This is a genomic window from Mycobacterium sp. E342, from assembly GCF_001667665.1.
Taxonomy (GTDB): domain Bacteria; phylum Actinomycetota; class Actinomycetes; order Mycobacteriales; family Mycobacteriaceae; genus Mycobacterium.
Genome location: NZ_LZJM01000018.1, coordinates 1 through 26,198 on the forward strand (window position 1 = coordinate 1; position 26,198 = coordinate 26,198).

At 71.0% G+C, this 26,198-nt stretch carries 26 protein-coding genes; 9 read left to right on the forward strand and 17 right to left on the reverse strand.

From position 1 onward, the window contains the following. The 4 genes from purT to A5692_RS00950 form a co-directional block, all read right to left on the reverse strand. Positions 1 to 1,115 (reverse strand): formate-dependent phosphoribosylglycinamide formyltransferase (gene purT, locus A5692_RS00935; protein WP_068051224.1); only part of this gene is annotated, 1,115 nt, incomplete at its 3' end. Between the two features lie 44 nt (positions 1,116 to 1,159). Further along, positions 1,160 to 1,798, reverse strand: a complete 639-nt coding sequence (locus A5692_RS00940; RefSeq protein ID WP_068051164.1) for a PaaI family thioesterase — start codon at positions 1,796 to 1,798, stop codon at positions 1,160 to 1,162. Beyond that, positions 1,795 to 3,093 (reverse strand): adenylosuccinate synthase, encoded by a 1,299-nt coding sequence (locus A5692_RS00945; protein ID WP_068051166.1) that lies wholly within the window; start codon positions 3,091 to 3,093, stop codon positions 1,795 to 1,797. Before A5692_RS00945 ends, A5692_RS00940 begins: the two co-directional genes overlap by 4 nt. A 254-nt stretch (positions 3,094 to 3,347) precedes the next feature. Next, positions 3,348 to 4,259 (reverse strand): histidine phosphatase family protein, encoded by a 912-nt coding sequence (locus tag A5692_RS00950; protein WP_197514307.1) that lies wholly within the window; start codon positions 4,257 to 4,259, stop codon positions 3,348 to 3,350. Between the two features lie 245 nt (positions 4,260 to 4,504). On the opposite strand from A5692_RS00950, the gene A5692_RS00955 reads away from it, so the two are divergent. The 3 genes from A5692_RS00955 to A5692_RS00965 are packed head-to-tail and all read left to right on the forward strand — an operon-like array spanning position 4,505 to position 6,905. Next, positions 4,505 to 5,185, forward strand: coding sequence for a peptidase M50 (locus A5692_RS00955; RefSeq protein ID WP_068051168.1), 681 nt, complete (start codon positions 4,505 to 4,507; stop codon positions 5,183 to 5,185). 9 nt (positions 5,186 to 5,194) lie between these two features. Then, positions 5,195 to 5,968 carry a site-2 protease family protein gene (locus tag A5692_RS00960; RefSeq protein ID WP_068051170.1) on the forward strand — a complete coding sequence of 258 codons (774 nt, stop codon included), beginning with the start codon at positions 5,195 to 5,197 and terminating at the stop codon, positions 5,966 to 5,968. A gap of 40 nt (positions 5,969 to 6,008) precedes the next feature. Further along, complete coding sequence (locus A5692_RS00965) at positions 6,009 to 6,905, forward strand: cation diffusion facilitator family transporter (RefSeq protein ID WP_068051172.1); 897 nt, start codon at positions 6,009 to 6,011, stop codon at positions 6,903 to 6,905. Here the strand turns inward: A5692_RS00965 and A5692_RS00970 are convergent. Beyond that, positions 6,902 to 7,315 (reverse strand): DUF3151 domain-containing protein, encoded by a 414-nt coding sequence (locus A5692_RS00970; protein WP_068051174.1) that lies wholly within the window; start codon positions 7,313 to 7,315, stop codon positions 6,902 to 6,904. The genes A5692_RS00965 and A5692_RS00970 overlap by 4 nt on opposite strands. Positions 7,316 to 7,439: 124 nt before the next feature. On the opposite strand from A5692_RS00970, the gene A5692_RS00975 reads away from it, so the two are divergent. Continuing rightward, positions 7,440 to 8,270, forward strand: coding sequence for a hypothetical protein (locus tag A5692_RS00975; RefSeq protein ID WP_068051175.1), 831 nt, complete (start codon positions 7,440 to 7,442; stop codon positions 8,268 to 8,270). On the opposite strand, the gene fbaA is transcribed toward A5692_RS00975, so the two are convergent. Further along, positions 8,267 to 9,301, reverse strand: coding sequence for a class II fructose-bisphosphate aldolase (gene fbaA / locus A5692_RS00980; protein WP_068051177.1), 1,035 nt, complete (start codon positions 9,299 to 9,301; stop codon positions 8,267 to 8,269). The genes A5692_RS00975 and fbaA overlap by 4 nt on opposite strands. 58 nt (positions 9,302 to 9,359) lie before the next feature. Between fbaA and A5692_RS00985 the strand changes: the two genes are divergently transcribed. After that, positions 9,360 to 10,061: a DedA family protein gene (locus A5692_RS00985; protein ID WP_068051180.1), complete on the forward strand. Its 702-nt coding sequence runs from the start codon at positions 9,360 to 9,362 to the stop codon at positions 10,059 to 10,061. Here A5692_RS00985 and A5692_RS00990 read toward each other — a convergent pair. Next, positions 10,020 to 11,969, reverse strand: coding sequence for an acetoacetate--CoA ligase (locus A5692_RS00990; protein WP_068051182.1), 1,950 nt, complete (start codon positions 11,967 to 11,969; stop codon positions 10,020 to 10,022). The two genes, A5692_RS00985 and A5692_RS00990, sit on opposite strands and share 42 nt — an antisense overlap. Next, positions 11,966 to 13,087: a glycoside hydrolase family 76 protein gene (locus tag A5692_RS00995; protein WP_068051184.1), complete on the reverse strand. Its 1,122-nt coding sequence runs from the start codon at positions 13,085 to 13,087 to the stop codon at positions 11,966 to 11,968. The genes A5692_RS00990 and A5692_RS00995 overlap by 4 nt, the downstream gene beginning before the upstream one ends. A 28-nt stretch (positions 13,088 to 13,115) precedes the next feature. On the opposite strand from A5692_RS00995, the gene A5692_RS01000 reads away from it, so the two are divergent. After that, positions 13,116 to 14,522 (forward strand): ethanolamine ammonia-lyase subunit EutB, encoded by a 1,407-nt coding sequence (locus tag A5692_RS01000; RefSeq protein ID WP_068051186.1) that lies wholly within the window; start codon positions 13,116 to 13,118, stop codon positions 14,520 to 14,522. Then, on the forward strand, positions 14,522 to 15,277 hold the full coding sequence (gene eutC, locus A5692_RS01005; protein WP_068051188.1) for an ethanolamine ammonia-lyase subunit EutC: 756 nt from the start codon (positions 14,522 to 14,524) through the stop codon (positions 15,275 to 15,277). The genes A5692_RS01000 and eutC overlap by 1 nt, the downstream gene beginning before the upstream one ends. Here the strand turns inward: eutC and A5692_RS01010 are convergent. From A5692_RS01010 to clpB, 8 genes are all read right to left on the reverse strand, one after another. Beyond that, a complete protein-coding gene (locus tag A5692_RS01010) occupies positions 15,274 to 15,921 on the reverse strand; it encodes an SRPBCC family protein (RefSeq protein ID WP_068051191.1) in 648 nt (215 codons plus the stop codon). The two genes, eutC and A5692_RS01010, sit on opposite strands and share 4 nt — an antisense overlap. Before the next feature lie 57 nt (positions 15,922 to 15,978). Then, a complete protein-coding gene (locus A5692_RS01015; RefSeq protein ID WP_197514308.1) occupies positions 15,979 to 17,118 on the reverse strand; it encodes an XdhC family protein in 1,140 nt (379 codons plus the stop codon). Positions 17,119 to 17,407: 289 nt separating this feature from the next. Further along, positions 17,408 to 18,052: an RNA methyltransferase gene (locus A5692_RS01020; protein WP_068051230.1), complete on the reverse strand. Its 645-nt coding sequence runs from the start codon at positions 18,050 to 18,052 to the stop codon at positions 17,408 to 17,410. After that, positions 18,049 to 18,957, reverse strand: a complete 909-nt coding sequence (locus A5692_RS01025; RefSeq protein ID WP_068051194.1) for a hypothetical protein — start codon at positions 18,955 to 18,957, stop codon at positions 18,049 to 18,051. Before A5692_RS01025 ends, A5692_RS01020 begins: the two co-directional genes overlap by 4 nt. Then, positions 18,958 to 19,473, reverse strand: a complete 516-nt coding sequence (gene pyrE, locus A5692_RS01030) for an orotate phosphoribosyltransferase (protein WP_068051231.1) — start codon at positions 19,471 to 19,473, stop codon at positions 18,958 to 18,960. It lies immediately after the preceding gene. 73 nt (positions 19,474 to 19,546) lie between these two features. Next, positions 19,547 to 20,320 (reverse strand): SDR family oxidoreductase, encoded by a 774-nt coding sequence (locus tag A5692_RS01035; protein WP_068051233.1) that lies wholly within the window; start codon positions 20,318 to 20,320, stop codon positions 19,547 to 19,549. 54 nt (positions 20,321 to 20,374) lie between these two features. Then, entirely contained in the window at positions 20,375 to 21,241 is an 867-nt protein-coding gene (ttfA, locus tag A5692_RS01040) for a trehalose monomycolate transport factor TtfA (protein ID WP_068051196.1), read from the reverse strand. Between the two features lie 89 nt (positions 21,242 to 21,330). After that, positions 21,331 to 23,877, reverse strand: coding sequence for an ATP-dependent chaperone ClpB (gene clpB / locus A5692_RS01045; protein WP_068051198.1), 2,547 nt, complete (start codon positions 23,875 to 23,877; stop codon positions 21,331 to 21,333). A 93-nt stretch (positions 23,878 to 23,970) separates the two neighbouring features. Between clpB and A5692_RS01050 the strand changes: the two genes are divergently transcribed. After that, positions 23,971 to 24,447: a DUF3060 domain-containing protein gene (locus A5692_RS01050; protein WP_231984135.1), complete on the forward strand. Its 477-nt coding sequence runs from the start codon at positions 23,971 to 23,973 to the stop codon at positions 24,445 to 24,447. Between the two features lie 6 nt (positions 24,448 to 24,453). On the opposite strand, the gene A5692_RS01055 is transcribed toward A5692_RS01050, so the two are convergent. Next, the gene (locus tag A5692_RS01055) at positions 24,454 to 25,104 is read right to left on the reverse strand and encodes a TetR family transcriptional regulator (RefSeq protein WP_082962304.1); all 651 of its coding nucleotides are present in this window, start codon (positions 25,102 to 25,104) and stop codon (positions 24,454 to 24,456) included. A gap of 98 nt (positions 25,105 to 25,202) precedes the next feature. Here A5692_RS01055 and A5692_RS01060 point away from each other — a divergent pair, with 98 nt between their 5' ends. Then, entirely contained in the window at positions 25,203 to 26,195 is a 993-nt protein-coding gene (locus A5692_RS01060; RefSeq protein WP_068051202.1) for an ABC transporter permease, read from the forward strand. Positions 26,196 to 26,198: the final 3 nt, after the last annotated feature.

A 26,198-nucleotide genomic window follows, 5' to 3' on the forward strand; every position in this document is an offset into this window, starting at 1 on the left:
CGCCCGACGACGCGCAGGTCGCTCTCGGGCACGCTCAGCGCCCGGCCCAGCGCGGCGGCCGACGCGTCGGCGCGCTGCACCCGGTGCGCCGCGCCCGGCGAGATCATCATGGTGTCCACCGGCAGGCCCAGAATGGCGCGGGCCTGCAGCTCGAACGCCGAAAGCCGCTGGCTGCGCACCGTTGCCCAGGCGCTGTCGGCGGGGCCGGGCGCGACGTCGGCGAAGTACACCTCGTCGCCGTTGATCATCAGCTCGACGGCGAAGACGCCGCGCCCGCCGAGCGCCTTGACGATCCGCGCCGCGATCGACTTGGCGGCATCCATCGCCGCCTCGCTCATCTTCTGCGGTTGCCACGACTCCAGCGCGTCGGCGTGGCCGCCGCGATGGCCGATGGGCGAGCAGAACTCGATCACCGGCCCCTGGGGTCCGTCGCTGCGCACCGCCAGCAGGGTGACGTAGAACTCGACCTCCACCACGGTCTCGGCCAGCACGCGGTGCTGCTCCGCCGGGCCGGAAGTCGCGCGCTGCCAGGCCGGCCCGATGTCGTCGGGTCCCGACGCCACCGACGGCGCCCGGCCCGTGGCCGCGTGCACCGGCTTGACCAGCAGCGGGTAACCGGCGTGGGTGCCCACCGCCTCGAGTTCTGCGACGGAGCCGACGAACCAGAAGGGCGCCGTGGGCAGCCCCAACTCGTCGGCGGCCAGCCGGCGCAGGCCCTCCCGGTCGCCGGTGAGGCGCACGGCGCGGGCGCCGGGCACCAACTGGGTGTGCGCACCTTCGAGGGCCTCGAGCGCCTGGCCGGCGACCGCGTCGGTCGCGGTGACGACGACGTCGGGCCGCAGCCCCCGGACCGCGGCGGTCAGCGCGCCGGCGTCGGTCATCGGGACCACCAGCGACTGATCGGCCACCCCGTGCGCGGGCGCGTCCGCGTGGTCGTCGACGGCGATCACCCGAGCGCCGAGGCGCCGCAGGGCGATCGCCAGTTCGCGGCTGAGCTCCCCGGAACCCAGCAACACCACTCGCGGCCCGGCGCCGGCCTGGTCGGCCGGTGCTTGCGGGGGCACGGCGAGCACCGTTGTCCTGTCGTCTTGTCCTTCGGTCGGGCCGTCAGTCACCGCTCAAGGATAGGTCGGTCGCGGGGGTGGCCGGCCCGAGCGCGCTACGGCTGACCCGGCAGCAGCCGCACCATCAGCCCGTTGGCCTCGGCCAGCACCGTGTCGTCACGGTCGAGGAGTTCGGCGCCCACGAACGCCTTGCGACCCTCGGTGTTCGTGACGCGGCCGCGCACCACCAGCGGCGCGTCGATCGGGGTGACCTTGCGGTAGTCGACGTGCAGGAAGGCCGTCCGGCTGATCGGCCGTCCCGCGGCGTGGGACACCATGCCGAACATGTGGTCGAACAGCAGCGGCAGCACGCCGCCGTGCACGGCGTGGTTCCCGCCGACGTGGAACCGGCTGAAGTACCCGGTCATCTCGACCCCGTCCGGCGCGTAGCGCGTCAGCGTCCACGGCGGCAGCAGCAGGCTGCCCATGCCGGGCAGGTCGGGCGTCCGACCGGCCGGCGCCTTGCCCTCGTCGGCCTCGAAGGGCGTGAGCAGCTGCACCAGGGCTGCGGCGCAGTCGGCCGCGTCGTCCCAGACATCGTCGCCGGGGTCGGCGGACACGGCGAGGTCCTGCAGCGTGCGCATGGCCGCGACGAAGCGGCCGAACCCCGGGCCCGGGCTGGCCGGGCCGTATTCGGGAAAGCCGCCGTGGTGTTCGTATTCGGGGTCGAGTTGTTTGGGATCCGGCTCCGTCACGCGCGGGCCGCCAGGACGTCGCGGCGCACGATCGTCTGTTCCCGGCCCGGGCCGACGCCGATACACGAAACATGCGCCCCCGCAAGCTCTTCCAGCCGCAGCACGTAGTCGCGTGCCTTGGCGGGCAGGTCGTCGAATTCGCGCGCCGCCGAGATGTCCTCCCACCAGCCCGGCAGCTCCTCGTAGATCGGTTCGGCACGGGCCAGTTCGCTCTGGGTCATCGGCATGTCGTCCGTACGCATGCCGTCGACCCGGTAGCCGACGCAGACCGGCACGGTTTCCAGGCTGGACAGCACGTCGAGCTTGGTCAGGAAGAAGTCGGTGATGCCGTTGACCCGGGTGGCGTAGCGGGCGATCACGGCGTCGAACCAGCCGCAGCGGCGGCGGCGGCCGGTGGTGACGCCGAATTCGCCGCCGGTCTTGGACAGGTATTCGCCGTTCTCGTCGAAAAGTTCGGTCGGGAACGGCCCGGAGCCCACCCGGGTGGTGTAGGCCTTGAGGATCCCGAGCACGGTGGTGATCCGGGTCGGACCGATGCCGGACCCGACGGCCGCGCCGCCCGCGGTCGGATTCGACGATGTCACATAGGGATACGTGCCGTGGTCGACGTCGAGCAGCGTGCCCTGCGAGCCCTCCAGCAGCACGGTCTCACCGGCCTCCAGCGCGGTGTTGAGCAGCAGCCGGGTGTCGCGGATGCGGTGGCGGAAGCCTTCGGCCTGTTGCAGCAGCGCCTCGACCACCTGATGCGGGTCCAGCGCCTTGCGGTTGTAGATCTTGACCAGGATCTGGTTCTTCAGCTCCAGCGCGCCCTCGACCTTGTGCGTGAGCAACTCGGGGTCGAGCACGTCGGCGACCCGGATGCCCTGGCGGGCGATCTTGTCCTGGTAGCACGGCCCGATGCCGCGGCCGGTGGTGCCGATCTTCTTGTTGCCCATGTAGCGCTCGGTGACCTTGTCGATGGCCACGTGGTAGGGCAACAGCAGGTGAGCGTCGGCGGAGATGAGCAGCTTGGTGGTGTCCACGCCGCGGTCCTCGAGGCCCTTCAGCTCGTCGAGCAGCACCCCGGGGTCGACCACCACCCCGTTGCCGATGACGTTGGTGACGCCCGGGGTCAGCACCCCCGAGGGGATCAGGTGCAGGGCGAAGTTCTCGCCGTTGGGCAGGACGACGGTGTGACCGGCGTTGTTGCCCCCCTGATAGCGCACCACCCACTGCACGCGACCGCCGAGCAGGTCAGTCGCCTTACCTTTGCCCTCGTCGCCCCATTGGGCGCCGATGAGGACGATTGCCGGCATGACTCGCTCCCGCCTGCTTACTGTGGTTCTACTGGCAACGCGCCGTATCTTGCAGCGCTGCAACGGTTTGCGACATCACCCGGTGGCTCGAGCCGCCGCCCCGCGCCAGCGCCCCGGTTGACCGCTCCGGGACCGTGCGCATAGCTGGAGGCGTCTTTGCTTGCCGCGCTCACGTGGCGATCCTAAACGTCGGGTGGCGACCCACCCGCGCCAAGGGCCGTTTGATCCCCACTCGTATCCCGGGCGACCGCGGCTCACGGCGTCACGGACGGTTTAGCAGCGCATACACCGCCGGCGGTCGGCGCGTCCAGCATCAGGCACAGGGGCTGCTTGGGGTCACGGACGGTCCTCTTGGCCGCCCAACCCGGCCACACCGGTTTCCCGTTCCAACTGACCAACCTCCAGCCATCGTGCGGGTTGCCCCGGATCACCACGATGCCGGCGTTGGGCAGCGGGTCGAAGAGCAGGAGCAGCGGATCGGGGTTCTTGACGCTCATCATGGTCCCGACGCCGATCGCGAACTCGCTGGAGAACGCCACCTCGGTGATCGTGGCGCCCGCGGCCCGGACCGGATTGGCCATGGCGTTGCCGTACATCGTCTGCAGCGAGTCGTTGAAGCGGCTCGCGTCGGTGACCGCGTTGCCGTACATCGTTTGCAGCGCGCCGTTGAAGCGGTTGTGGAATTCGAAGCCGTTGGTGTCGGTGGAGCCGGGAGCCAGCATCGGCACGATGCGCAGCCCCAGCAGCCACGCCACCGGGCCCAGTAGGTACACCAGCCCCGCCAGGCTGAACTGCGGTCGGCCATTGAAAATGCCGGCGTCGATCTCGTTGAGGCCGGGCAGTGCCTGAACATTCATCCCCAGCATGGCGGCCAACGGCGCCGCCGTCTGCTGCGTCCTGACCAACTGCGACGCGAAGATCCCGGCGAACGGGCCCTGAGCGGCCAGCGCATTGCCGACGCTCTGCGCCTGTTCCTGGCCGAGCGCAGTGAGTACGGTTCCTGGCACCGCCGTGTCGATCACGCGCGCCGCATTGGCCTCCGACTGGCCATGCCGCACCAGGTCGATCACGATGGATTCGTCGGCCGAGGCCTTCGCCGGCCCGACGCACAGCAGGACAGCCGAAACTCCCAGGGCGCCAACGCGGCGGAGTCGTTTCGTCAGCAATGGACGCGCGCCGGGCCGGTACCAGACAGCGGCGGCGCGGTTCGCGCGGTTGAGAAGAGGGCGGTGAGGCGGCGAATGGCAGTTCTCCGTTCTGTTGGCCACCCATTCGTTGACCCCGTGGCAGGAGTAAAGTATCCGGTTGTTACCAGGCGGTGGCGCAACAACTTTCGCAGTCCGAAACCAGGTTGTGACGGTGTCGTTATGACGAGATCGTCCGGCGTCCAACTGGTCTGGCCGCTGAAAAAATGAAAAGCTGTGAACAACAAGGGTATTGGTTGGTGAGGCAAGAAGACCGTGCCGTAGCGGTGCTGCTGTTCGGTGATCGGCGCGCGCCCCGCTCGTTGACCGGTTCGCCCCTCCACCGCGTCGCCGATGCGGCCGACGTGGACGCCGCGATCGGGCCGCACCGACGGCTGGTGGTGATCGGCGCGGACGCCGACCTGGCAACCGTGCTCACCCGGCTGCTGCGCGCCGGCCGGCTCGACGTCGAGGTGGCCTACGTGCCGCGGCGCCGCACCCGCGCGACCCGGGTCTACCGCCTGCCCGCCGGGTGGCGCGCGGCGCGTCGCGCCCGGCGGGGAGCCGCCCGGCGGGTGACCCTGCTCCGCGACGAAACCGGGTCGGTGGTGGTCGGACGGGCCGGCTGGGCGCCGCCCGAGGGCGAGCCGTTCGTCCACGGCGAGGCCGTTGTCGACGACGCCGTGTTGTTCGACGGCGACGTCCGCGCCGTCGACATCGAGCCGATGCCGGCGGTGCCGGGTCTGCGCGCCCGGGTGGCGACGGGCCGGCGGCGCTGGGTCGCGGGCCGCGCGGCCCAGCTGGGCAGCACCGGCGTCACCGTGGTGCGCGACGGCGTGCGCGCGCCGCGCGCGGCGCGCCGGTCGACGTTCTACCGCAACGTCGAGGGCTGGCTGGCGGTCCGATAGTTTCGACCGGTGAACCAGCCCGCCCGGCGCGAATCGGTGCGCCCCAGCCCCATCTTCCTGGCCCTGCTGGCCTTGACGGCGGCCGGTGGCGCGCTGGCGTGGCTGGCCGGCAGCACCGTGCGGCCCCTGGCGTACTTCGGGGTGTTCACCTTCGTCATCGCCGGTTGGTTGGTGTCGCTGTGCCTGCACGAATTCGGCCACGCCGTGACCGCCTGGCGATTCGGCGACCATGACGCGGCCGTGCGCGGGTACCTGACGCTGGATCCGCGCCGCTACAGCCATCCCGCGCTGTCGCTCCTGTTGCCGATGGTCGTCATCGCGCTGGGCGGGATCGGCCTGCCCGGCGCCGCGGTGTACGTGCGGACGTGGTTCATGACGCCAAAACGTCGCACCCTGGTCAGCCTGGCGGGCCCGGCGGCCAACCTGCTGCTGGCGGTGCTGCTACTGGCCCTGACGCGGCTGTTCTACGACCCGTTCCACCAGGTGCTGTGGGCCGGGGTGGCGTTCCTGGGGTTCCTGCAGCTGACGGCGGTGGTGCTGAACGTGCTCCCCATCCCGGGCCTGGACGGGTACGACGCCCTGGAACCGCACCTGAGCCCCCAGACGCAGCGCGCGGTGGCGCCGGCCAAACAGTGGGGCTTTGTCATCGTGTTGTTCCTGCTCCTGCCGGCCAGCCACTGGTTCTTCCAGCTGGTGCTCTGGCTCTTCGAATTCTCCGGGGTGCCGCCCTGGCTGGTGTCCGCCGGCAACCTGCTGACCCGCTTCTGGAGCCGCTGGATCTGACCCTTGCCATATATGCGAAAGTCCGCATATATTGCACGGCATGGGCGCCGGCCACAACCACAGTCCCGCCGAGACCGACGGGTCCCGGCTCATTCCCCGCATGATCGTCGCCGCCGCGATACTGGCGGCGTTTTTCGTGGTGGAGCTGACCACCTCGTTGCTGATCAACTCCATCGCACTGCTGGCCGACGCCGGCCACATGCTGACCGACGTCGTCGCCGTCTTCATGGGCCTGGCCGCCGTGACCCTGGCCCGCCGCGGCAGCTCGTCCCCGTCGCGGACCTACGGCTGGCACCGGGCCGAGGTGTTCACCGCGGTCGCCAACGCGGGGCTGCTGATGGGGGTGGCCCTGTTCATCCTCTGGGAGGCGATCCAGCGGCTCCGGGAGACCCCGTCGATCCCCGGCGTGCCGATGATCGTGGTCGCGCTGGCCGGGCTGCTGGCGAACCTGGTGGTCGCGTTGCTGCTGCGGTCACACTCGGGACAGAGCCTGGCGGTCAAGGGCGCCTACATGGAGGTGGTGGCCGACAGCGTCGGCAGCCTGGGTGTGCTGATCGCGGGTGTGGTGACCGTGACGACGCGCTGGCCCTACGCCGACGTGGTGGTCGCCGTGCTGGTCGCGCTGTGGGTGCTGCCGCGGGCGATCTCGCTGGCCCGCGACGCGTTGCGCATCCTCTCCGAATCGTCACCGACCCACATCGACGTCGAGGAGCTGCGCTCGGCGCTGGGCGCCCTCCACGGCGTGAGCGAGGTGCACGATCTGCATGTGTGGACCCTGTCGCCCGGCAAGGACATGTGCACCGCGCACCTGCGCAGCGACGGCGACTCCGCGCGGGTGCTGCAGGACGCCCGCGCGGTGCTGTCGGCCCGCGGGCTGCAACACGCCACCGTCCAGATCGACGGCCCTGGCGACGCCGGGTGTTCGGAGAACTTCTAGAGCCCCAGCGCCGGGCGCGCCGCGGGATCGCAATCGTCCAGCAGGTCCAGGCAGCGCTGGTACTCGTCGGACTCGCCGATCGTGTCGGCGGCGCGCGCCAGCGCGGCCACGCAGCGCAGGAACCCGCGGTTGGGCTGGTGCGCGTACGGGACGGGGCCGAAGCCCTTCCAGCCGTTTCGCCGCAGCTGGTCCAGGCCGCGGTGGTAGCCGGTGCGGGCGTACGCGTAGGCCGTGATGGCCTGGTCGTCGGCCAGCGCCTGCTCGGCCAGCGCCGCCCAGGCCACCGACGCCGACGGGTGCGCGGCGGCGACGATCCCGGGCTTCTCGCCGGCGAGCAGTTCGGCCTCGGCGTCGGGATCGCCCGGCAGCAGGGTCGGGTCGGGTCCCAGCAGGTCTCGCGTCGGCGTCATGGCTCCTATACTCCCAGCCGCCCCTTTTCGCCGGGCCGCCGGACCTCGACCGTCGCCCCATCCAGGCGGGATGATCGCTAAGCTCTCCAACTACCCCATCCGATAGCAGAGGACAGCCGTACTCATGCCCCAGCCACCCGAGCCCGACCGCGGCGGCGCGCCGAATCCGCGTGGGCACGAATGGGCCGCGCCATCAGGCGAGGACGCGACTGAGGTCGTCCCGCTGGTACCGAGCGACTCCGAGACGGAGACCGTGGTGATCAGACCCGAAGCGGGCGGCGGGCTTACGGACCCCGAGGGGGACGCGGACGGCGCGCAGCGCGGACGCCGCTTCACCGCGCCGGGTTTCGACGCGAAAGAGACCACGGTGATCGCCACCACGCCGGAGCCCGCCACCGAGGTCTTCGCCTCACCGCCGGAGGGCATGCCCGCACAGCCCGGCATGCCTCCCAAACCTGCTGTGCCGCAATCGATCCCACCCCGCCTCGGCGGGAAGCTGCGCACCTCGCGGCAGTTCAACTGGGGCTGGGTGCTGGCGCTGGTGTTGATCGTGTTGGCGCTGGCCGCGATCGCGATCCTGGGCACGGTGCTGCTCACCCGCGGCAAGCACACCAAAGTGTCGCAGGAGGACCAGGTTCGGACCACCATCCAGAGCTTCGACACCGCCATCCAGAAGGGCGACCTGACCACGCTGCGCACCATCACCTGCGGCACCACCCGCGACGGGTATGCCGACTACGACGAGCACCAGTGGGACGAGACCTACCGCCGCGTCTCGGCGGCCAAGCAGTATCCGGTGATCGCCAGCATCGACCAGGTGGTGGTCAACGGCCAGCACGCCGAGGCCAACGTCACCACGTTCATGGCGTATGACCCGTCCCTGCGCTCGACGCGCAGCCTGGACCTGCAGTACCGCGACGACCAGTGGAAGATCTGCCAGTCGCCCAGCGGCTAATTGCCCAGGGATTTCCCCGCGCAGTGCAGGTCTTCGCAGGCCTCCACCACCCGCTGGGACATCGAGGCCTCGCCTTTCTTGAGGTAGCTGCGCGGGTCGTAGACCTTCTTGGCGCCCACCTCGCCGTCGACCTTGAGCACGCCGTCGTAGTTGCTGAACATGTGACCGGCGATCGGGCGGGTGAACGCGTACTGGGTGTCGGTGTCGACGTTCATCTTCACCACGCCGTAGCGCAGGGACTCCTCGATCTCCGACTTGAGCGAGCCGGACCCGCCGTGGAAGACGAAGTCGAACGGCTGGGCCCCCTCGGGCAGGCCGAGCTTGGCCGCGGCCACCTGTTGCCCCTGGGCCAGGATGTCCGGGCGCAGCTTGACGTTGCCGGGCTTGTAGACGCCGTGCACGTTGCCGAACGTCGCGGCCAGCAGGTACTTGCCGTGCTCGCCGTGGCCCAGCGCGTCGATGGTCTTCTCGAAGTCCTCCGGCGTGGTGTACAGCTTGTCGTTGATCTCGTGGGCGACGCCGTCCTCCTCGCCGCCCACGACGCCGATCTCGATCTCCAGGATGATCTTGGCGGCCGCCGCCTCCTTGAGCAGATCCTGCGCGATGGCCAGGTTCTGGTCGATCGGCACGGCCGAGCCGTCCCACATGTGCGATCCGAACAGCGGGTCCTGACCAGCCGCCACCCGCCGGGCGGAGATGGCCAGCAGCGGGCGCACGTAGCTGTCCAGCTTGTCCTTGGGGCAGTGGTCGGTGTGCAGCGCGACGTTGACCGGGTACTTGGCCGCGACGACGCGGGTGAACTCGGCCAGCGCCACCGCGCCGGTCACCATGTCCTTGACCCCCAGCCCGGAGGCGAACTCCGCGCCGCCGGTGGAGAACTGGATGATGCCGTCGCTGCCGGCGTCGGCGAAGCCCTTGATCGCCGCGTTCACCGTCTCCGAGGAGGTGCAGTTGATGGCCGGGAAGGCGTACGAGTTTTCCTTGGCGCGGCCCAGCATCTCGGCGTAGACCTCGGGGGTGGCGATGGGCATGGGCTCCTCCTGGCCAGTAGGCCCATCCAGTATCGCAACACCGGTATGTTGAAGCATCGTGAGCACCACCGTGACGGCACTGCCCCACATCTTCGACCCGATGTACTGGTTGGGCGCCGACGGCGTCTTCGGGTCCGCGGTGCTGCCCGGCATCCTGATCATCGTCTTCATCGAGACCGGCCTGCTGTTCCCGCTGCTGCCCGGCGAATCGCTGTTGTTCACCGGCGGTCTGCTGGCCGCAGGTCCGAACCCGCCGGCCAGCATCTGGGTGCTGGCCCCGGCCGTCGCCACCGTGGCGATCCTGGGCGATCAGACCGGGTATTTCATCGGCCGGCGGATCGGTCCGGCGCTGTTCAAGAAGGAAGACTCGCGGTTCTTCAAGAAGCACTACGTGACCGAGTCGCACGCGTTCTTCGAGAAATACGGGCCGTGGGCGATCATCCTGGCGCGCTTCGCACCGTTCGTGCGGACGTTCGTCCCGCCGGTCGCCGGGGTGTCCTACATGCGCTACCCGGTGTTCCTGGGATTCGACATCGTCGGCGGCACCCTGTGGGGCGGCGGGGTGACGCTGGCGGGCTACTTCCTGGGCAACGTGCCGTTCGTGCACCACAACCTGCAGAAGATCCTGCTGGTGATCCTGGTCGTCTCCCTGACGCCGGTGTTCATCGCGGCCTGGCGAAGCTACCGGGGCCGGCGGCGGGGCACGCAGGAGCCCGGCTCAGGACACCCGACTTCTGCGGTACGCAACGAAAGCGTCTAGCAGTTCCGGCCGGTCGATCGAACTCTGCTGCACGGCCTCGGCCGGCGCCGCCCCCAGCAGGATCCGCTTGACCGGGATCTCCAGCCGTTTGCCGGTCAGCGTGCGCGGGATGCCCGGAACGGCCAGGATGTCGTCGGGAACGTGGCGCGGGGACGCGTGCCGGCGGATGGCCGCCACGATCCTGGACCTCAGCTCCTCGTCGAGCTGGGCGTCGTCGGTCAGGGTGACGAACAGCGGCATCCAGTACCCGCCGTCGTCCTGCTCGACCCCGACCACCAGGCAGTCACCCACCTCGGGCATGCCCTCCACCGCGGTGTAGATCTCCGCGCTGCCCATCCGCACGCCCATCCGGTTCAGGGTGGCGTCCGAACGACCGTGCACCACAACGGATCCCCGGTCGGTGATGGTGATCCAGTCGCCGTGACACCACACCCCCGGATACTTCTCGAAGTAGGCGGCCCGGTACCGGCTGCCGTCGTCGTCGTTCCAGAAGAACACCGGCATCGAGGGCATCGGCTCGGTGATCACCAGCTCGCCCTCCTCCCCGATCACGGGGTGGTTCGGTCCCGTCCAGGCTTCGATGGCCGCGCCCAGGCAGATGCACGACAGCTCGCCGGCCACCACCGGCAGGATCGCGCAGCCGCCGATGAATGCGGTGCAGACGTCGGTCCCGCCGCTCATCGAGATCACCGGGACCGGCCGGCCGAGTCCCTCTTGGACCCAACGGAATCCGGACGCCGGCAGCGGCGACCCGGTGGAACCCACGGCGCGCAGCCCGTCCAGCGGGTACGTCGCCCCGGGCTTGAGCTCCTTCTTGGCGCAGGCCAGCAGGTAGCCCGCGCCGGCCCCGAGCACGTTCACACCGGCCTCGGCGGCGACCCGCCACAGCCCGTCGGTGCCCAAATGCGTCGGGCTGCCGTCGTAAAGCACGATCGTGGTGTCGGCCAGCAGGCCGGACAGCTGCAGGTTCCACATCATCCAGCTGGTCGACGAGTACCACAGGAAGCGCTCGCCGGCGTGCAGCTCCAGTTGCAGGTTCAGGTATTTCAGGTGCTCGAGCGTGGTGCCGCCGTGCCCGTGCACGATGCCCTTGGGCTTGCCGGTGGTGCCGGAGGAGAACATCACCCACAGCGGGTGCGCGAACGGCACGGCGGTGATCTCCAGCTCGGCATCCGAATCCACCGCCGCCGCCCATGGCACGGTCTCGCCGTCGGTCTCGAGCCCGAGCCGCGGCACCACCACGGTGGCGCGCAGGCTGGGCATCGCGCGCCGGATCGTGTCCAGCTCCGCGCGCCGGTCGATGCGCTTGCCGTCGTACACCGAGCCGTCGGTGGCCACCAACACGGCCGGTTCGACCTGGCCCAGCCGCGCGATCACGCCGTCGACGGCCACGTCCTGGTTGCACACCGCCCAGATGGCGCCGACGCTGGCGGCGGCCAGGGCGGCGACGGCGGCCTCGGCGACGTTGGGCAGGTACCCGACGACGGCGTCCCCGGGCCGCACCCCGAGGCCACGCAGGTAGGCCGCGAACGCGCCCGTCTCTCGGCGCAGCCGCGCCCAGGACCACTCGCACGCGCCGTCCTCGCCGACGACGATCATGGCGGGCCGCTCGTCGGTCGCGTGCCGGAAGATCTCGGTGGCGTAGTTGAGCGTGGCGCCGGGGAACCACTCGGCGCCGGGCATGGCGCGGTTGCCCAGCACCGCGCGCGGCGGGCTGACGGCCTGGATGTCGAAGTAGTGCCACACTGCGTCCCAGAACCACTCGATGTCCTCGACGGACTTGCGCCACAACGCGTGGTAGTCGCCGTAGTGGCCGCGACCGGTGTCGGCGAGCCACGCCATGAAGTGGGTGAGGTTCGCCCGGGCCAGCGCGGCCTCGTCGGGAATCCAGCCGCCGGGCTCCGTCATGTCGCGCTCCCTGCGGTCACGGCGGTGACGTTACAGGCGGCCTCCATCAGCATCCACCCCGACAGCTGCACGGACAGGTCCCGTTCGGCGACCTCGGAGCTGTTCACCGCACCGTCGACGGACCGGGCCTCCTCGCCGGCCGGGGTGGGCAGCTGCGCGTCGCGGTCCCAGAACGGGCCGAACAGCGGCAGCCCGTCCACGGTTTGCCGGTAGTCCCACGCCGACTTGGCGCTGGCGAGCACGATCCGGCGCGCGGTCTCGCGGGCGGCGGCGTCCTCGGCCGAGTCGCCCGGCAGGGTGGTGGCGACCAGCGCGAGGTAGCGCGCGGTGATTCCGGAGAACAGGCCGCCGTCCCCGCCGCCGGCGCCCGCTAGGACGCCCGCGGGCGCCATGTGCTCGGCGACGGCCGCGACCAGCCGGTGCACCCGGGGTGCGTGCCGGTCGTCGTGGGTGCGTGCCGCGAGCTCCGTTTCCAGCCCGAGCACCACGCCCTGGCAATAGGTGTACTGGGCGCGGACCAGGGAGCCGGCCTTGATGCCGTCGAACACCAGGTGGGTCTCCGGGTCGATCAGGGTTTCGTCGATCCAGTCGGCCATCTGCTGGGCGCGTCGCATCCGGTCGGAGTAGCGGGCCAGGAAGATCCCCGCCGGGCCGTTGGCCGGGGCGTTGAAGAACTGCTCCCCCTTGCGCCACGGGATGCCGCCGCCGTCCTCGGGCACCCACGCGTCGAGGAACTGCTCGGCCAGCTTGGGCAGGGCGCGGTGGCGCTCGACGCCGGCGATGCGGGCGGCGCGTTCCAGCGCCAGCGCCAGCCAGGCCATGTCGTCGTAGTAGTTGTTGGTCCAGCGGAAGTTGTTGCGCAGCCGGTGCGAGCGGACCTGCCGGTTGATGGTGGTGTGCCGTTGCGGTTGCGGGTCACGCAGCTGCGCGTCGACCAGGCAATCCAGCAGGTGCGCCTGCCACCAGTAGTGCCACGTCCCGAACATCCGGTCCCGGCGCGTCGACGGCCACCCCACCACGCCAAGCTGGGTCCCGGGCAGCCCCCACAGCCGTTTCAGGTGTCGTTGCGCGACAGCGGCTTCGGAGCTGGCCGCCCGGTTGGCCCATAGCTGATCCATAGTCCCTGATCCTGCCTCATACTGAAATATGCGCTACCGGCAAACCATTTCGGGGACCACGCACACCTTCTCCGGCCTGGTCGACGTGATGGCGAAGGCGACGCCGGTGCGCTCGGGCGACCAGCTCGCGGGTTGTGCCGCCGGCTCCGACGCCGAACGGGCCGCGGCCGCGTGGGTGCTGGCCGACCTGCCGCTGGCGACGTTCCTCACCGAGGCCGTCGTGCCATACGAGACCGACGAGGTCACCCGGCTCATCATCGACGGTCACGATCGCGAGGCGTTCGCCCCGATCGCCGGCCTGACCGTGGGCGGCCTCCGCGACTGGCTGCTGGACACGGCCTCCCGCGACGACGCGGCGGCGCGGATCGCCGCCGTCTCCCCCGGGCTCACGCCGGAAATGGTTGCGGCGGTGTCGAAGATCATGCGCAACCAGGACTTGATCCTGGTGGCCGCCGCGGCCACGGCCACCGCGGCCTTTCGGACCACGATCGGCTTGCCGGGCACGCTGGCGACCCGCCTGCAACCCAACCACCCCACCGATGACCCGCGCGGGATCGCCGCGGCGGTGCTCGACGGCCTGTTGCTGGGCTGCGGTGACGCGGTGATCGGCGTCAACCCGGCGACCGACTCGCCGCAGACGGCGTCGGACCTGCTCCACCTGCTCGACGACATTCGCCAGCGCTTCGCGATCCCCGTCCAGTCGTGCGTGCTGTGCCACGTCACGACCACGATGGAGCTGATCGATCGGGGCGCGCCGGTCGACCTGGTCTTCCAGTCGATCGGCGGCACCGAGGGGGCCAATTCGTCGTTCGGGACGTCCATCGGGATGCTGACCGAGGCCAACGAGGCGGCCCGGTCGTTGCGCCGCGGCACGGTCGGCGACAACGTCATGTACCTGGAGACGGGTCAGGGTGCGGCCTTGTCGGCGGGAGCCCACCTGGGCGTGGGAAACCAGCCCGTCGATCAGCAGACGCTGGAGGCGCGCGCCTACGCGGTGGCCCGGGCGCTGCAGCCGCTGTTGATCGACACCGTCGTCGGCTTCATCGGGCCGGAATACCTCTACGACGGCAAGCAGATCATCCGCGCCGGGCTCGAGGACAACTTCTGCGGGAAGCTGCTCGGCCTGCCGATGGGTGTCGACGTCTGCTACACCAACCACGCCGAGGCCGACCAGGACGACATGGACACGCTTCTTACCCTGCTGGGCGCGGCGGGCACCGCGTTCGTCATCACGGTTCCCGGCGCCGACGACATCATGCTCGGCTACCAGAGCCTGTCGTTTCACGACGCGCTGTACGTCCGAAAGGCGTTGGGGCTGCGGCCCGCACCGGAATTCGAGGCCTGGCTGGCCGGCCTGGGCATGCTCGACGCCGCCGGGCGGATCCTTCCCGTCGACCCCGCTACGTCGCCGCTGCGCGCGCTGGCAGCCGGCTGATGAACGACATCTGGGCGCCGCTGCGGGCCACCACGCGGGCGCGCATCGGGCTCGGGCGGGCGGGAACCTCGCTGCCGACCCGGCGCGTCCTGGAATTCCAGGCCGCGCACGCCGCGGCGCGCGACGCCGTCCACGAGCCTCTCGACGTCGACGCGCTCATCGGGAAGCTGCGCGACATCGGTGTCGACGAGCCGCTGCGCGTGTGCAGCCGGGCGGGCTCGCGCGCCGAGTACCTGCGCCGGCCCGATTTGGGACGCAGCCCGGCCGACCTGTCCGGCCTGCCGAACACCCAGGCGGACATCGGGATCGTCCTCGCCGACGGGCTCTCACCACGGGCGCTGACCGACCACGCCGCGGGCACGCTCGAGGCGCTGGTCCGCGAATTCGACGGCCGCTACCGGATCGCGCCGCCGGTCGTCGCCACCCAGGCGCGCGTCGCGCTGGGCGACCACATCGGCCAAGCTTTGGGCGTCACAACGGTTCTCGTGCTCATCGGCGAACGCCCGGGCCTGTCGGTCGCCGACAGCCTGGGTATCTACCTGACGCATCGACCCGCGCCGGGGCTCACCGACGCCGACCGCAACTGCGTCTCCAACATCCACCCGCCCGACGGCCTCGACTACCCGGGGGCCGCCGCGGTCACCGCCGCGCTGGTGGCCGGGGCGCGTGCGCTCGGCCGCTCGGGCGTGGCGCTCAAGGACACCACGCGGGCAGCGATCGGCGCGGCCGGGTCGACGGGTGGCCTCGGGCGCTAACTCCTGCGGCCGAGGACCCAACCGAGCACCAGCCCGACCAGCACGGCAAGCACCAGCGGCGCGTACTTCCTGAGCTGGTCACCGCCCGCGAGCTGCAGCAGGTCGATGGGTTGGGGCTCGACGGCCGGGGCGGCGTGGCGCGGCTCCGCGGCGCGCCCCACCTGCGCGGGGCCCTCCGGTGTGGCCGGCGCCGCCACCGATTCGGCGGTCAGCTTGGCTTCGAGCGACTCCACGAACTGGCCCAGCAGCTTCTCCGAGACCTGCTGCAGCATGCCGCTGCCGAACTGCGCGAGCTTGCCGACGATCTTCAGATCGGTGTCCACGGTGACGCTGGTCCGGTCGCCGTCCGGCTGCAGCCGGGCGGTGACCGTCGCGGCCGCGTTGCCCGTCCCGCGCGTCTCCTTGCCCTTGGCATCGATGACCGCCCGGTACTGACCCTGGTCGTGCTCGACGAAACGGACCTTGCCGCTGAACTCGCTGGTGACCGGCCCGACCTTGACCTTGACCTTGCCGGAGTAGTCCTCACCCTCGTGACCGGTGAGCTGAGCGCCCGGCATCAGCGGGATCACTTGCTCCAGATCGCTCAGCACGTCCCAGGCCTGATCGATGGGGGCGCTGACGGTGAACTGGTTGGCGATCTTCATGCCGGGTTCCTCTCGGGTGCGGCGACAACGATGTCGCGCACCAGCCTACGGGTGGCACTACGGAAGTAGAGTGGGGTCCCCCGCGTCGTGGTGGATCCGCCCGACGATCTGGGCCAACGGGCGACCCCCGCCGCCCCAGCGTTTGGCGATGATGTCGGCCGCGATCGACACCGCGGTCTCCTCGGGGGTGCGCGCGCCGAGGTCCAACCCGATGGGGCTGGACAGCCGGCCCAGCTCGGCGTCGGTCAGCCCCGCGGCCTTGAGCCGGGCCACGCGGTCGTCGTGCGTGCGGCGCGACCCCATCGCCCCGACGTAGCCGACCTGCGGCAGCCGCAGCGCGAGCTCGAGCACCGGCACGTCGAACTTCGGGTCGTGGGTCAGCACGCAGATCACCGTGTGGCGGTCGATGGCGCCCGCCTCGGCCTGGGCGGCGAGATAGCGGTGGGGCCAGTCGACGACGACGTCGGCCGTCGGGAAGCGCGCCCGCGTGGCGAACACGGGGCGGGCGTCGCACACGGTGACCCGGTAGCCGAGAAACGACCCCTGCCGCGCCAGCGCGGCAGCGAAGTCGATCGCGCCGAACACCAGCATCCGCGGCGGCGGGGCGTAGCTGGCCACGAAAACCTCCAGGCCGTCGCCGAGCCGCTGCCCGTCGGGCCCGTACTCGAGGACCTCGCTGCGGCCCAGCGCGAGCAGGCCGCGCGCATCGTCGGCGACCGCGGCGTCGGCGCGCGCCGAACCCAGCGATCCCGTCATCCCGTCGGGCCGGATAACGACCCGCCGGCCGATCCAGGCCGTATCCGGGTGGGCGATGACGGTCGCGGTCGCCACCGCGCGGCCCTCGGCGATGTCGTCGGCCACCGCGCCGAGTTCGGGAAACGAGGCGCGCGAGACCGGCTCGACGAAGACATCGATGACGCCGCCGCACGTCAGGCCGACCGCGAACGCGTCGTCGTCGCTGACGCCGTAGCGTTCCAGCCGCGGCGCACCGTTTTTCGTCGCCTCGGTGGCGAGGTCGTACACCGCGCCCTCCACGCAACCACCCGACACCGAACCGGTCACCGAGCCGTCCGGCGCCACCACCATCGCGGCCCCCGGGGGACGCGGGGCCGACCGGAAGGTGCGCACCACCGTGCCCAGCCCCGCGGTGCCGTCGGCGCGCCAGATCGACATCAGCTCGGCAAGGACGTCACGCACTCTCTCAACGTAGAGTGACGGCCACGGCCCGGCTCGACTTCGGGCCCATTCGCCCCGTCGAACGCTGCCGGACCGAACGGTTCAGACCTCACCGGCCACATGGGCACCAGTTTCCAGGGTAGGGAGTGCTCCGCGGATTTGATATCGCGGGCGATATCAAATTCCGGTACGAGTGGCCAACGCTTGTGGCGTGTGAATCCTTGGCTTCGAGTGTGCGCCCAGGGCGACGACACGCCGAAAAACCCCGCCCTGAGCGCACATTCGACGCGGAACGGCGATAAGGAAGGCGCTACCACGCCTGCGATAGGTCGGCGTGCTGCCGAATCCAGGCGTGCATCGCGATTCCGGCCGCCACCGCGGCGTTGATGCTGCGGGTCGAGCCGAACTGGGCGATCGACACCGTCGTCGCCGCGCCCACCCGGATGTCGTCGGTGATACCCGGACCCTCCTGCCCGAACACCAGCAGGCACTCGCGCGGCAGCGCCGTCTCCTCGAGCCGCGCCGCCCCCGGGACGTTGTCCACCGCGACCACCGTCAGCCCGGCACCGGCCGCGAAGCCCATCAGGTCGGCGGTGCTGTCGTGATGGCACAGCCGCTGATAGCGGTCGGTCACCATGGCGCCGCGGCGATTCCAGCGCCGCCGGCCCACGATGTGCACGGTGTGCACCGCGAAGGCGTTGGCGGCACGCACCACCGAGCCGATGTTGGCGTCGTGCCCGAAGTTCTCGATCGCCACGTGCAGCGGGTGCCGGCGCCGGTCGATGTCGGCGATGATGGCCTCGCGCGTCCAATACCGGTAGGCGTCGACGACGTTGCGGCTGTCGCCCTCGCGCAAGAGGACTGGGTCATACCGCGCGTCGTCGGGCGGCTCACCCGGCCACGGCCCCACCCCGGCGGACGAGGCGCCCCACTCGGTCGGCCCCGGATCGGTCATCGTGGCGTCCACACGCCGGCGTGGGTGCCGTCGACGGCCACCGTGGCGTAGAGCAGCGCCTCGTTGATCTCGCCCTGGGTGCACAGCGACGCGCTGACGTGCACCGCGTCCAGCGAGGCGTCGGGCAGGACCAGCACCGACGACCCGTACACCGCGCAGGCCGGGTTCAGGCCGGCGCCGGGCAGCGTCGGGGACGCGAGCAGCATCAGCGGGCCGCCGCGGTGGGCCGATTCGTCGCGGTACCGGGCCGCGAGGCCGTCGGCCTCCAGGCCCAGCAGCATGTAGCCGGTGCCGTTGAACGCCGCGGGGTCGCCGAGCTGCGCCTTGGTCATCGGTGCGCCGTCGGCGCGCCAGGCCGACAGGCTGACGGTCTTCACCGACAGGCCGGTGTCGTTGGCGTTGGTGGGCATCAGCCCCACCGGGAAGGCGGCCGGGTAGGCCGCCGAGCTGTTGGGGATCCGGTCGCGCGGCGAATAGACGTACACGCCGCGGACCTGGCTGCGATCCTTCAGCGGCCCAAGGCAAACCGTCCCGGCGAGCCGGTCGCCGGAAGCCGAGAACGGCGAATGGGCGTCGGGGGCCTTGCCCGTCGGGCGGTCGCAACTGCCCAGCCCGGTGGACTCCATCGGGTGCGACAGCGCGCCGTAGAGCCCGAACCGGATGTCCTCGGGCTTGGCGTGCTGCGCGTGCGGGTCCGCCGCGGAGGCGTCGACGTCGACGAGCACGTAGTCGTCGTCCCAGCGCAGGTTCGACACCGCCACGTTCCAGCCCAGCAGCGACAGCGATTCCCCGAACCGCGCGCCCTGGGCCCCGTAGGGGCGCACCGCATGACCCGGGCCCGAGCAGCCCGTCAGGCAGGCCAGCACGCAGGCCGCTACCGCGAGAAGGCGTGTACCGCAGGGCAATTAGCCCAGCCCCAGATCGGCGAGCCCCAGCACGCTGCGGTACGGCAGCCCCTCGGCCTCGATGGCCTCGGCGGCGCCGGTGGAGCGGTCCACGACCGTCGCGACGCCGACCACCTGTCCGCCCGCCTCCTGGACCGCGCGCACCGCCGTCAGCGCCGACGCGCCCGTGGTGCTGGTGTCCTCGACCACCAGCACGCTCTTGCCGGCGACCTCGGAGCCCTCGATAAGGCGTTGCAGCCCATGGGTTTTCGTGGACTTGCGCACCACGAACGCGTCGATCGGGCGTCCCGGCGCGTGCATGACGGCGGTGGCCACCGGGTCGGCGCCCAGGGTCAGGCCGCCGACCACGTCGTAGTCCCAGTCGCTGGTGAGGTCGCGCATCAGCGCGCCGATCAGGGCCGAGGCCCGGTGGTGCAGGGTCGCGCGGCGCAGGTCGACGTAGTAGTCGGCCTCCTTGCCCGACGACAGCGTCACCCGGCCGTGCACCACCGACAGCCGGCGCACCAGCTCGGCCAGCTCCTCGCGGGAGTCGGTGTGCGCGGCTTCTCCTCCCGCCGCTGCGCGGCCGGCATCGTCGCCGCGCGGGGATTCAGGTCCGGCCACGGCCACCGCCGATCCGCTTGGTCACGGCCCGCATCAGGGTCCGTGGAATCATCCGTTCGGCGGCGATGATCGCCTTGTACTGCAGGCCCGGGATGCTGATCACCTTGCCGCGGGCGATGTCGGCCAGGCTCTGGTCGACCACGTCGTCCACCTCGAGCCACATGAACGACGGCGACCTGGCCATGTCGATCCCGGCCCTGGTGTGAAATTCGGTGTGCACGTAGCCCGGGCACACCGCGTGCACGCCCACGCCGGTGCCCTGCAGGCCGACGGACAGGCCCTCGCTGAAGGAGATCACCCACGCCTTGGACGCCGAATAGGTCGAGCCGCGCCCCGGCACCAGGCCCGCGACGCTGGCGATGTTGACGACGGTGCCGGCGCCGGCGTCGAGCATGGCGGGCAGGGCCGCCCGGGTCAGGTGCATGACCGCCGTGACGTTGACGTCGAGCTGTGACTGCAGCACCGCGGGGTCGGTCGCCCAGAAGTCGCCGGAGGTGCCGAACCCGGCGTTGTTCACCAGCACGCGGACTCCCCGCGCCAGGCGTTCGCAGACCTTGTCGCGGCCGGCGGAATCGGCCAGGTCGGCGGGCAGCACCTCGACGGCGCCACCCCGGTCTTCGAGTTCACCCGCCAGTTGCGTCAATCGGTCGACGTCGCGGGCTACCAGGACCAGGTCGTAGCCGTCGCGGGCGAAACGGCGCGCGTAGCCCGCGCCGATCCCGGACGTCGGCCCGGTGATCAGGGCTACGGGACGAGGCATGAGCGACATCCTAATGACGGCGGCCGCGCCGCCCGCCCCGCGCCCGGCGGGCCGTCAGTGCTGATAGTTGGTGGCCTGGTGGCCGTTGCGGCCGGCCGGCGGCGGGCGGCGAACGGCGTCCGGGCCGCGCTGCTCCCGGCGGATCGGTTCGGCCGGCCGGCGAGGCGCCTGAACGTCCGAGCCCAGCAGCCCGCCGACGTCCTGCTGCGCACGCCGGGGCGGCAGCTCCGCGCGGCCGGCGGGCGCCAGCGGCCGGCTGGGCGACGCGCTGCGCAGCCCGGCGGGCGCGCCCGCCTCCTGCTGGGTCTCCTCCGGCAGCGGCGGCAGCACCCGCAGCAGGTCGTTGAACTGCCGCACGGTGCGCAGCCCCTCGTCCCACTGGGTGCGGGTGCTGGTGATGGGCATGGCGACCAGGGTCCAGTTCTGCTCGTTCCACATGATCTCGGCGCAGTCCGGTGCGGTGTGGGCGAACGTGACCATGCGGCGGTCGCAGGCCCGCCGGGCCGCGTCCAGGTTGGTGGAGTACACCATCCGCGGGCCGATCGCGCCCAGCAGCCAGATGTCGCTCTCCCGTGGTTCTTTGAGCCCCTTGAGCCGCAGGTCCACCACGACGTTGGTGCCCACCTTGCGGTGCAGCGCGATGACGGTGGCGACCTCCTCGAGGTCGAAGATGTACACCGCCTCGCCGCGGATCTGACCCAGCACCACGTTCTCGGCGGCGATGTCGCCCACCGTCGAGATCACCCCGCGCTTCCAGCGCTTGAGGATGTCGGCGGATTCACGCTCGTAGTCGAAGCCGTGCGACCGCGCCCATGACTTGCGGCGCCTGCTGCGGCCGCGACGCCGGTCGAGGTCGACGTACAGCAACACGCCCGCGCCGACGAAGCACAGCGCGGACAGCGTGAACCAAAGGGGGACCATCCCACACAGGGTATCCGTAATTGCTCCGGAATAAAGAAGTCCGGCTGGTCACAACCCAATTACAGGACGGTCCCCCGGCCCGAGCCGCCTCAGCCCAGGATCAGCGAGTCGCCGTCCGGGCTGACGTTCACCGGCACGGTGTCCCCGTCGTGCACGTCGCCGGACAGCAGCTGCTTGGCCAGCTGGTCGCCGATGGCCTGCTGCACCAGCCGGCGCAGCGGCCGGGCGCCGTAGACCGGGTCGAACCCGCGCTGGGCCAGCCACTGCTTGGCCGGCAGCGACACCTCGAGCGTGAGGCGGCGCTGTGCCAGCCGCTTCTGCAGCTGGGCCAGCTGGATGTCGACGATCGAGACCAGCTCGCCGGGCTCGAGGCCGTGGAAGATGATCACGTCGTCGAGCCGGTTGATGAACTCTGGCTTGAACGCCGAGCGCACCGCGGCCATCACCTGCTCCTCGCTGCCGCCCGACCCCAGGTTGGACGTCAGGATCAGGATGGTGTTGCGGAAGTCGACCGTGCGGCCCTGCCCGTCGGTGAGCCGGCCCTCGTCGAGGACCTGCAGCAGCACGTCGAACACGTCCGGGTGCGCCTTCTCGATCTCGTCGAACAGGATCACCGTGTACGGCCGGCGGCGCACCGCCTCGGTCAGCTGGCCGCCCTGGTCGTAGCCGATGTAGCCCGGAGGAGCACCGACCAGGCGGGCGACGGAGTGCTTCTCGCCGTACTCGCTCATGTCGATGCGCACCATCGCGCGCTCGTCGTCGAACAGGAACTCCGCCAGCGCCTTGGCCAGCTCGGTCTTACCGACACCGGTCGGCCCGAGGAACATGAACGACCCGGTCGGCCGGTTGGGGTCGGCGACGCCGGCCCGGCTGCGACGCACCGCGTCGGACACCGCCGTCACCGCCCTCTTCTGGCCGATGACGCGCTTGCCCAGCTCGTCCTCCATGCGCAGCAGCTTGGCGGTCTCGCCCTCGAGCATCCGGCCGGCGGGGATGCCGGTCCACGCCGACACCACGTCGGCGATGTCGTCGGGTCCGACCTCCTCCTTGAGCATCACGTTCTCGCGGGCTTCGGCGTGCGGCAGCGCGGCGTCGAGCTTCTTCTCGACCTCGGGGATGCGCCCGTAGCGCAGCTCGGCGGCCTTGGCCAGGTCGCCGTCGCGCTCGGCGCGCTCGGACTCCCCGCGCAGCGCCTCCAGCTGCTCCTTGAGCTCGCGGACCACGTCGATCGCGCTCTTCTCGTTCTGCCAGCGGGTGGTCAGCTCGGCCAGCTTCTCCTTCTGGTCGGCCAGCTCGGAGCGCAGCTTCTCCAGCCGCTCCTTGGACGCCTCGTCCTCCTCCTTGGCCAGCGCCATCTCCTCGATCTCGAGGCGGCGCACCAGCCGCTCGACCTCGTCGATCTCGACGGGCCGGGAGTCGATCTCCATCTTCAGCCGGCTGGCGGCCTCGTCGACCAGGTCGATGGCCTTGTCCGGCAGGAAGCGGGCGGTGATGTAGCGGTCGGACAGCGTCGCCGCGGCCACCAGGGCCGAGTCGGTGATGCGCACACCGTGGTGCACCTCGTAGCGGTCCTTCAGGCCGCGCAGGATGCCGACGGTGTCCTCCACCGACGGCTCGCCGACCAGCACCTGCTGGAACCGGCGCTCCAGCGCGGCGTCCTTCTCGATGTACTTGCGGTACTCGTCGAGCGTGGTCGCGCCGACCAGCCGCAGCTCGCCGCGGGCCAGCATCGGCTTGATCATGTTGCCGGCGTCCATCGCGCCCTCACCGGTCGCGCCGGCGCCGACGATCGTGTGCAGCTCGTCGATGAAGGTGATGATCTGGCCGGCGGAGTTCTTGATGTCGTCGAGGACGGCCTTGAGCCGCTCCTCGAACTCGCCGCGGTACTTGGCGCCGGCCACCATCGAGCCGAGGTCCAGGCTGATGACGGTCTTGTCGCGCAGGCTCTCGGGCACGTCGCCGGCGACGATGCGCTGGGCCAGGCCCTCGACGATCGCGGTCTTGCCGACGCCGGGCTCACCGATCAGCACCGGGTTGTTCTTGGTGCGGCGGCTCAACACCTGCACGACGCGGCGGATCTCGTTGTCGCGCCCGATGACCGGGTCGAGCTTGCCTTCGCGGGCGCGGGCGGTCAGGTCGGTGGAGTACTTCTCCAGCGCCTGGTAGGTGGCCTCCGGCTCGGGGCTGGTGACCCGGGCGCTGCCGCGCACCTTGACGAACGCTTCGCGCAGGGCCTGCGGCGAGGCGCCGTGGCCGGTCAGCAGCTTGGCGACGTCCGAGTCGCCGGTGGCCAGGCCGACCATCACGTGCTCGGTCGAGACGTACTCGTCGTCCATCTCGGTGGCCAGTTGCTGGGCGGTGGTGATGGCGGCCAGCGACTCGCGCGACAGCTGGGGTTGCGAGCTGGCGCCGCTGGCCTGGGGCAGGCGTTCGACGAGGCGCTCCGCCTCGTCGCGAATGGTCGCGGGCTGGACGCCGACTGCCTCCAGCAGCGGGCCCGCGATCCCGTCGGCCTGCGTCAACAGGGCCATCAGCAGGTGCGCGGGGCGGATCTCGGGGTTGCCGGCGGCCGAGGCCGCCTGGAGCGCCGAGGTCAGCGCCGCTTGCGTCTTGGTTGTCGGGTTGAAAGAGTCCACGACGCCTCCGTTCGCATAAGTAGGGAAAATGCTTCTCGGGTTCTTCAACGCCGTCAAGGTTGAGTGTGTTCCGCTCAACTCTAACGAGTTTTGGTGACCGCGGCGCACGGGGTACCCCCCGAAGCGATGACGCAGACGCAACAGACCCCCGACGCCACCCACCCCGCGCCCGCCACGGCTCGGCGCGGGCCCCGCGCCGCCTCCTGGCCGGCGCTCGCCGCCGCGGCGCTGGCGCTGGTGGGCCTGGCCGCCGCCGGATTCCACACCGACCTCGCCGGCGCCGGCCCCTCGGCGACCGTCCCGGAGTCGGGCACGTTGCAGGTCAACGGCACCGGCACGACGAAGACCGTCGGCTGCCACGGCGGCTACCTGTCGGTCAGTGGCCAGACCAACACCGTCACCGTGACCGGCCACTGCACCAGCCTGAGCGTCTCCGGGCACGGCAACCGCGTCGCGGTGGACAGCGCGGACGCGGTCAGCACATCCGGAACCGGCAACGCGGTCACCTATCACTGGGGCGCACCGAACGTCGCCGACGCCGGGGCGGCCAACACCGTCAAGCAGGGCTGAGCCCGCTCACGCGCGATAGGCCGCCGGCAGGCCGAGTTCGTCGGCGTCCGCGGTCAGGTAGCGCTGGACGCTGGGCGCGATCAGCCCGACCACCTCGTCGGTGTTGAGGTCGGCAAGCGGGCCCACCCGCATCACGTAGCGGAACAACGCGGTGCCGACCAGGTTGGTGCCGGCCAGGTTGGCCCGCAGAACGGTGTCGGGCCCCTCGCCCAGGACGCCGGAGATGGCCGCCATCACGTAACCGCGCATGAAGTCGCGGAACGCCTCGTAGGCATCGGAATTCAGCATCGCCGAGTGCAGCATGGCGACCATCGTCGGGCCGGTCTCCGGCTCCTCCCAGATCCGCAGGTAGGCCCGCACCAACCGCATTCCGATGTCCCCGCGCGGGCCGTCGGTCATCGCGGCGACCAGCACGGCGCCGTCCACGACCAGCCGCATCGACTCACGGAACAGCTCGGCCTTGGAACCGAACAGGTACAGCACCATCGCGGCGTCCACGTTCGCGTCGTCGGCGATCTGACGCAGCGTCGTCTTCTCGTAGCCCTGCGCGGCGAACCGCTGCTTGGCCGCGCGCAGCACCACGTCCTTCGAGACCGGCTCACCCTGCCGGCGCCCCCTGCGCTTTCGCGCGGCGGGAGAAGTGGCAGGTTGTGGCATACGACGACGGTATCATTTCATTGGTCGTTGAAAATATCCCCCGGCGCCGTTACGCTCGCAGCGTCATATTTCATCCATCGATGAAAAGAGTGTCGCGCATGATCACTGAGTCGCTCCCCCAGCACGACCGGCCCGCACACCAGCGGCCGCCACTGCCCATGTTCCGCGCCGCGGGCATCGTCGCGGTGATGACCGTCGCGGTGGCGATCATCTGCGTCGCCTTCGCGCTGCCGGCGGCGCGCTCCAAGCCACACCACATCCCGATCGGCCTGGTGGGACCCGGCCTGGTGGTCGGGCTGATCAACAGCCAGCTCGACACTGCCGCCCCGGGCGGCTTCGCCGTGACCGTCTATCCGGACGAGGCCGCGCTGCGGTCGGCGATCCGCAACCGCGACGGCTACGGCGGCCTGGTGGTCACCCCCGACGGCCCGACCCTGCTGCTCGCGTCCGGGGCGAGCCCGACGGTGGCGCAACTGCTGACGCAGATCGGCGATCGCGTGGCGCAACGCACCGGCGCGCCGCTGCACACCGAAGACCTGGCCCCGTTGCCGGCCGACGATCCGCGCGGCGCCGGGCTGGCCGCCTCCGCGCTGCCGATCACCCTGGCCGGAATCCTGCCCGCGATCGTGCTCCTGCTGGCCTTCCCGCGCCGGCCCTGGCTGAATTGCGCTGTCGCCGGCGTGTTTTCGGTCACCGCGGCGGCGACCATCGCCCTGCTGCTGCGCTACGTCCTCGGGTCGGTCGACCACAATTTGTGGGGCGTCGCCGCCGGACTCACGCTGGGCACGCTGGCGATGGCGCTGCCGACGCTGGCGCTGGGTTCACTGTTCGGCCGGGTGGGCCTCAGCAGCGCGGTGGCGGTGGCCATGCTGCTGGGCAACCCGCTGTCCGGCCTGATGAGCGCCCCCGAGATGCTGCCGCCCGGGTGGGGCGCGCTGGGACAGCTGCTCCCGCAGGGGGCCAACGCCACGCTGTTGCGTTCCACGGCGTACTTCTCCGGTGCCGGGGCGACGACCGCCAGCCTCGTGCTGTGCTGCTGGGTGGCCGTCGCGGCCGTGCTGATCGGGATCGCCGGCGCGCGGCGCGCCTAGAAT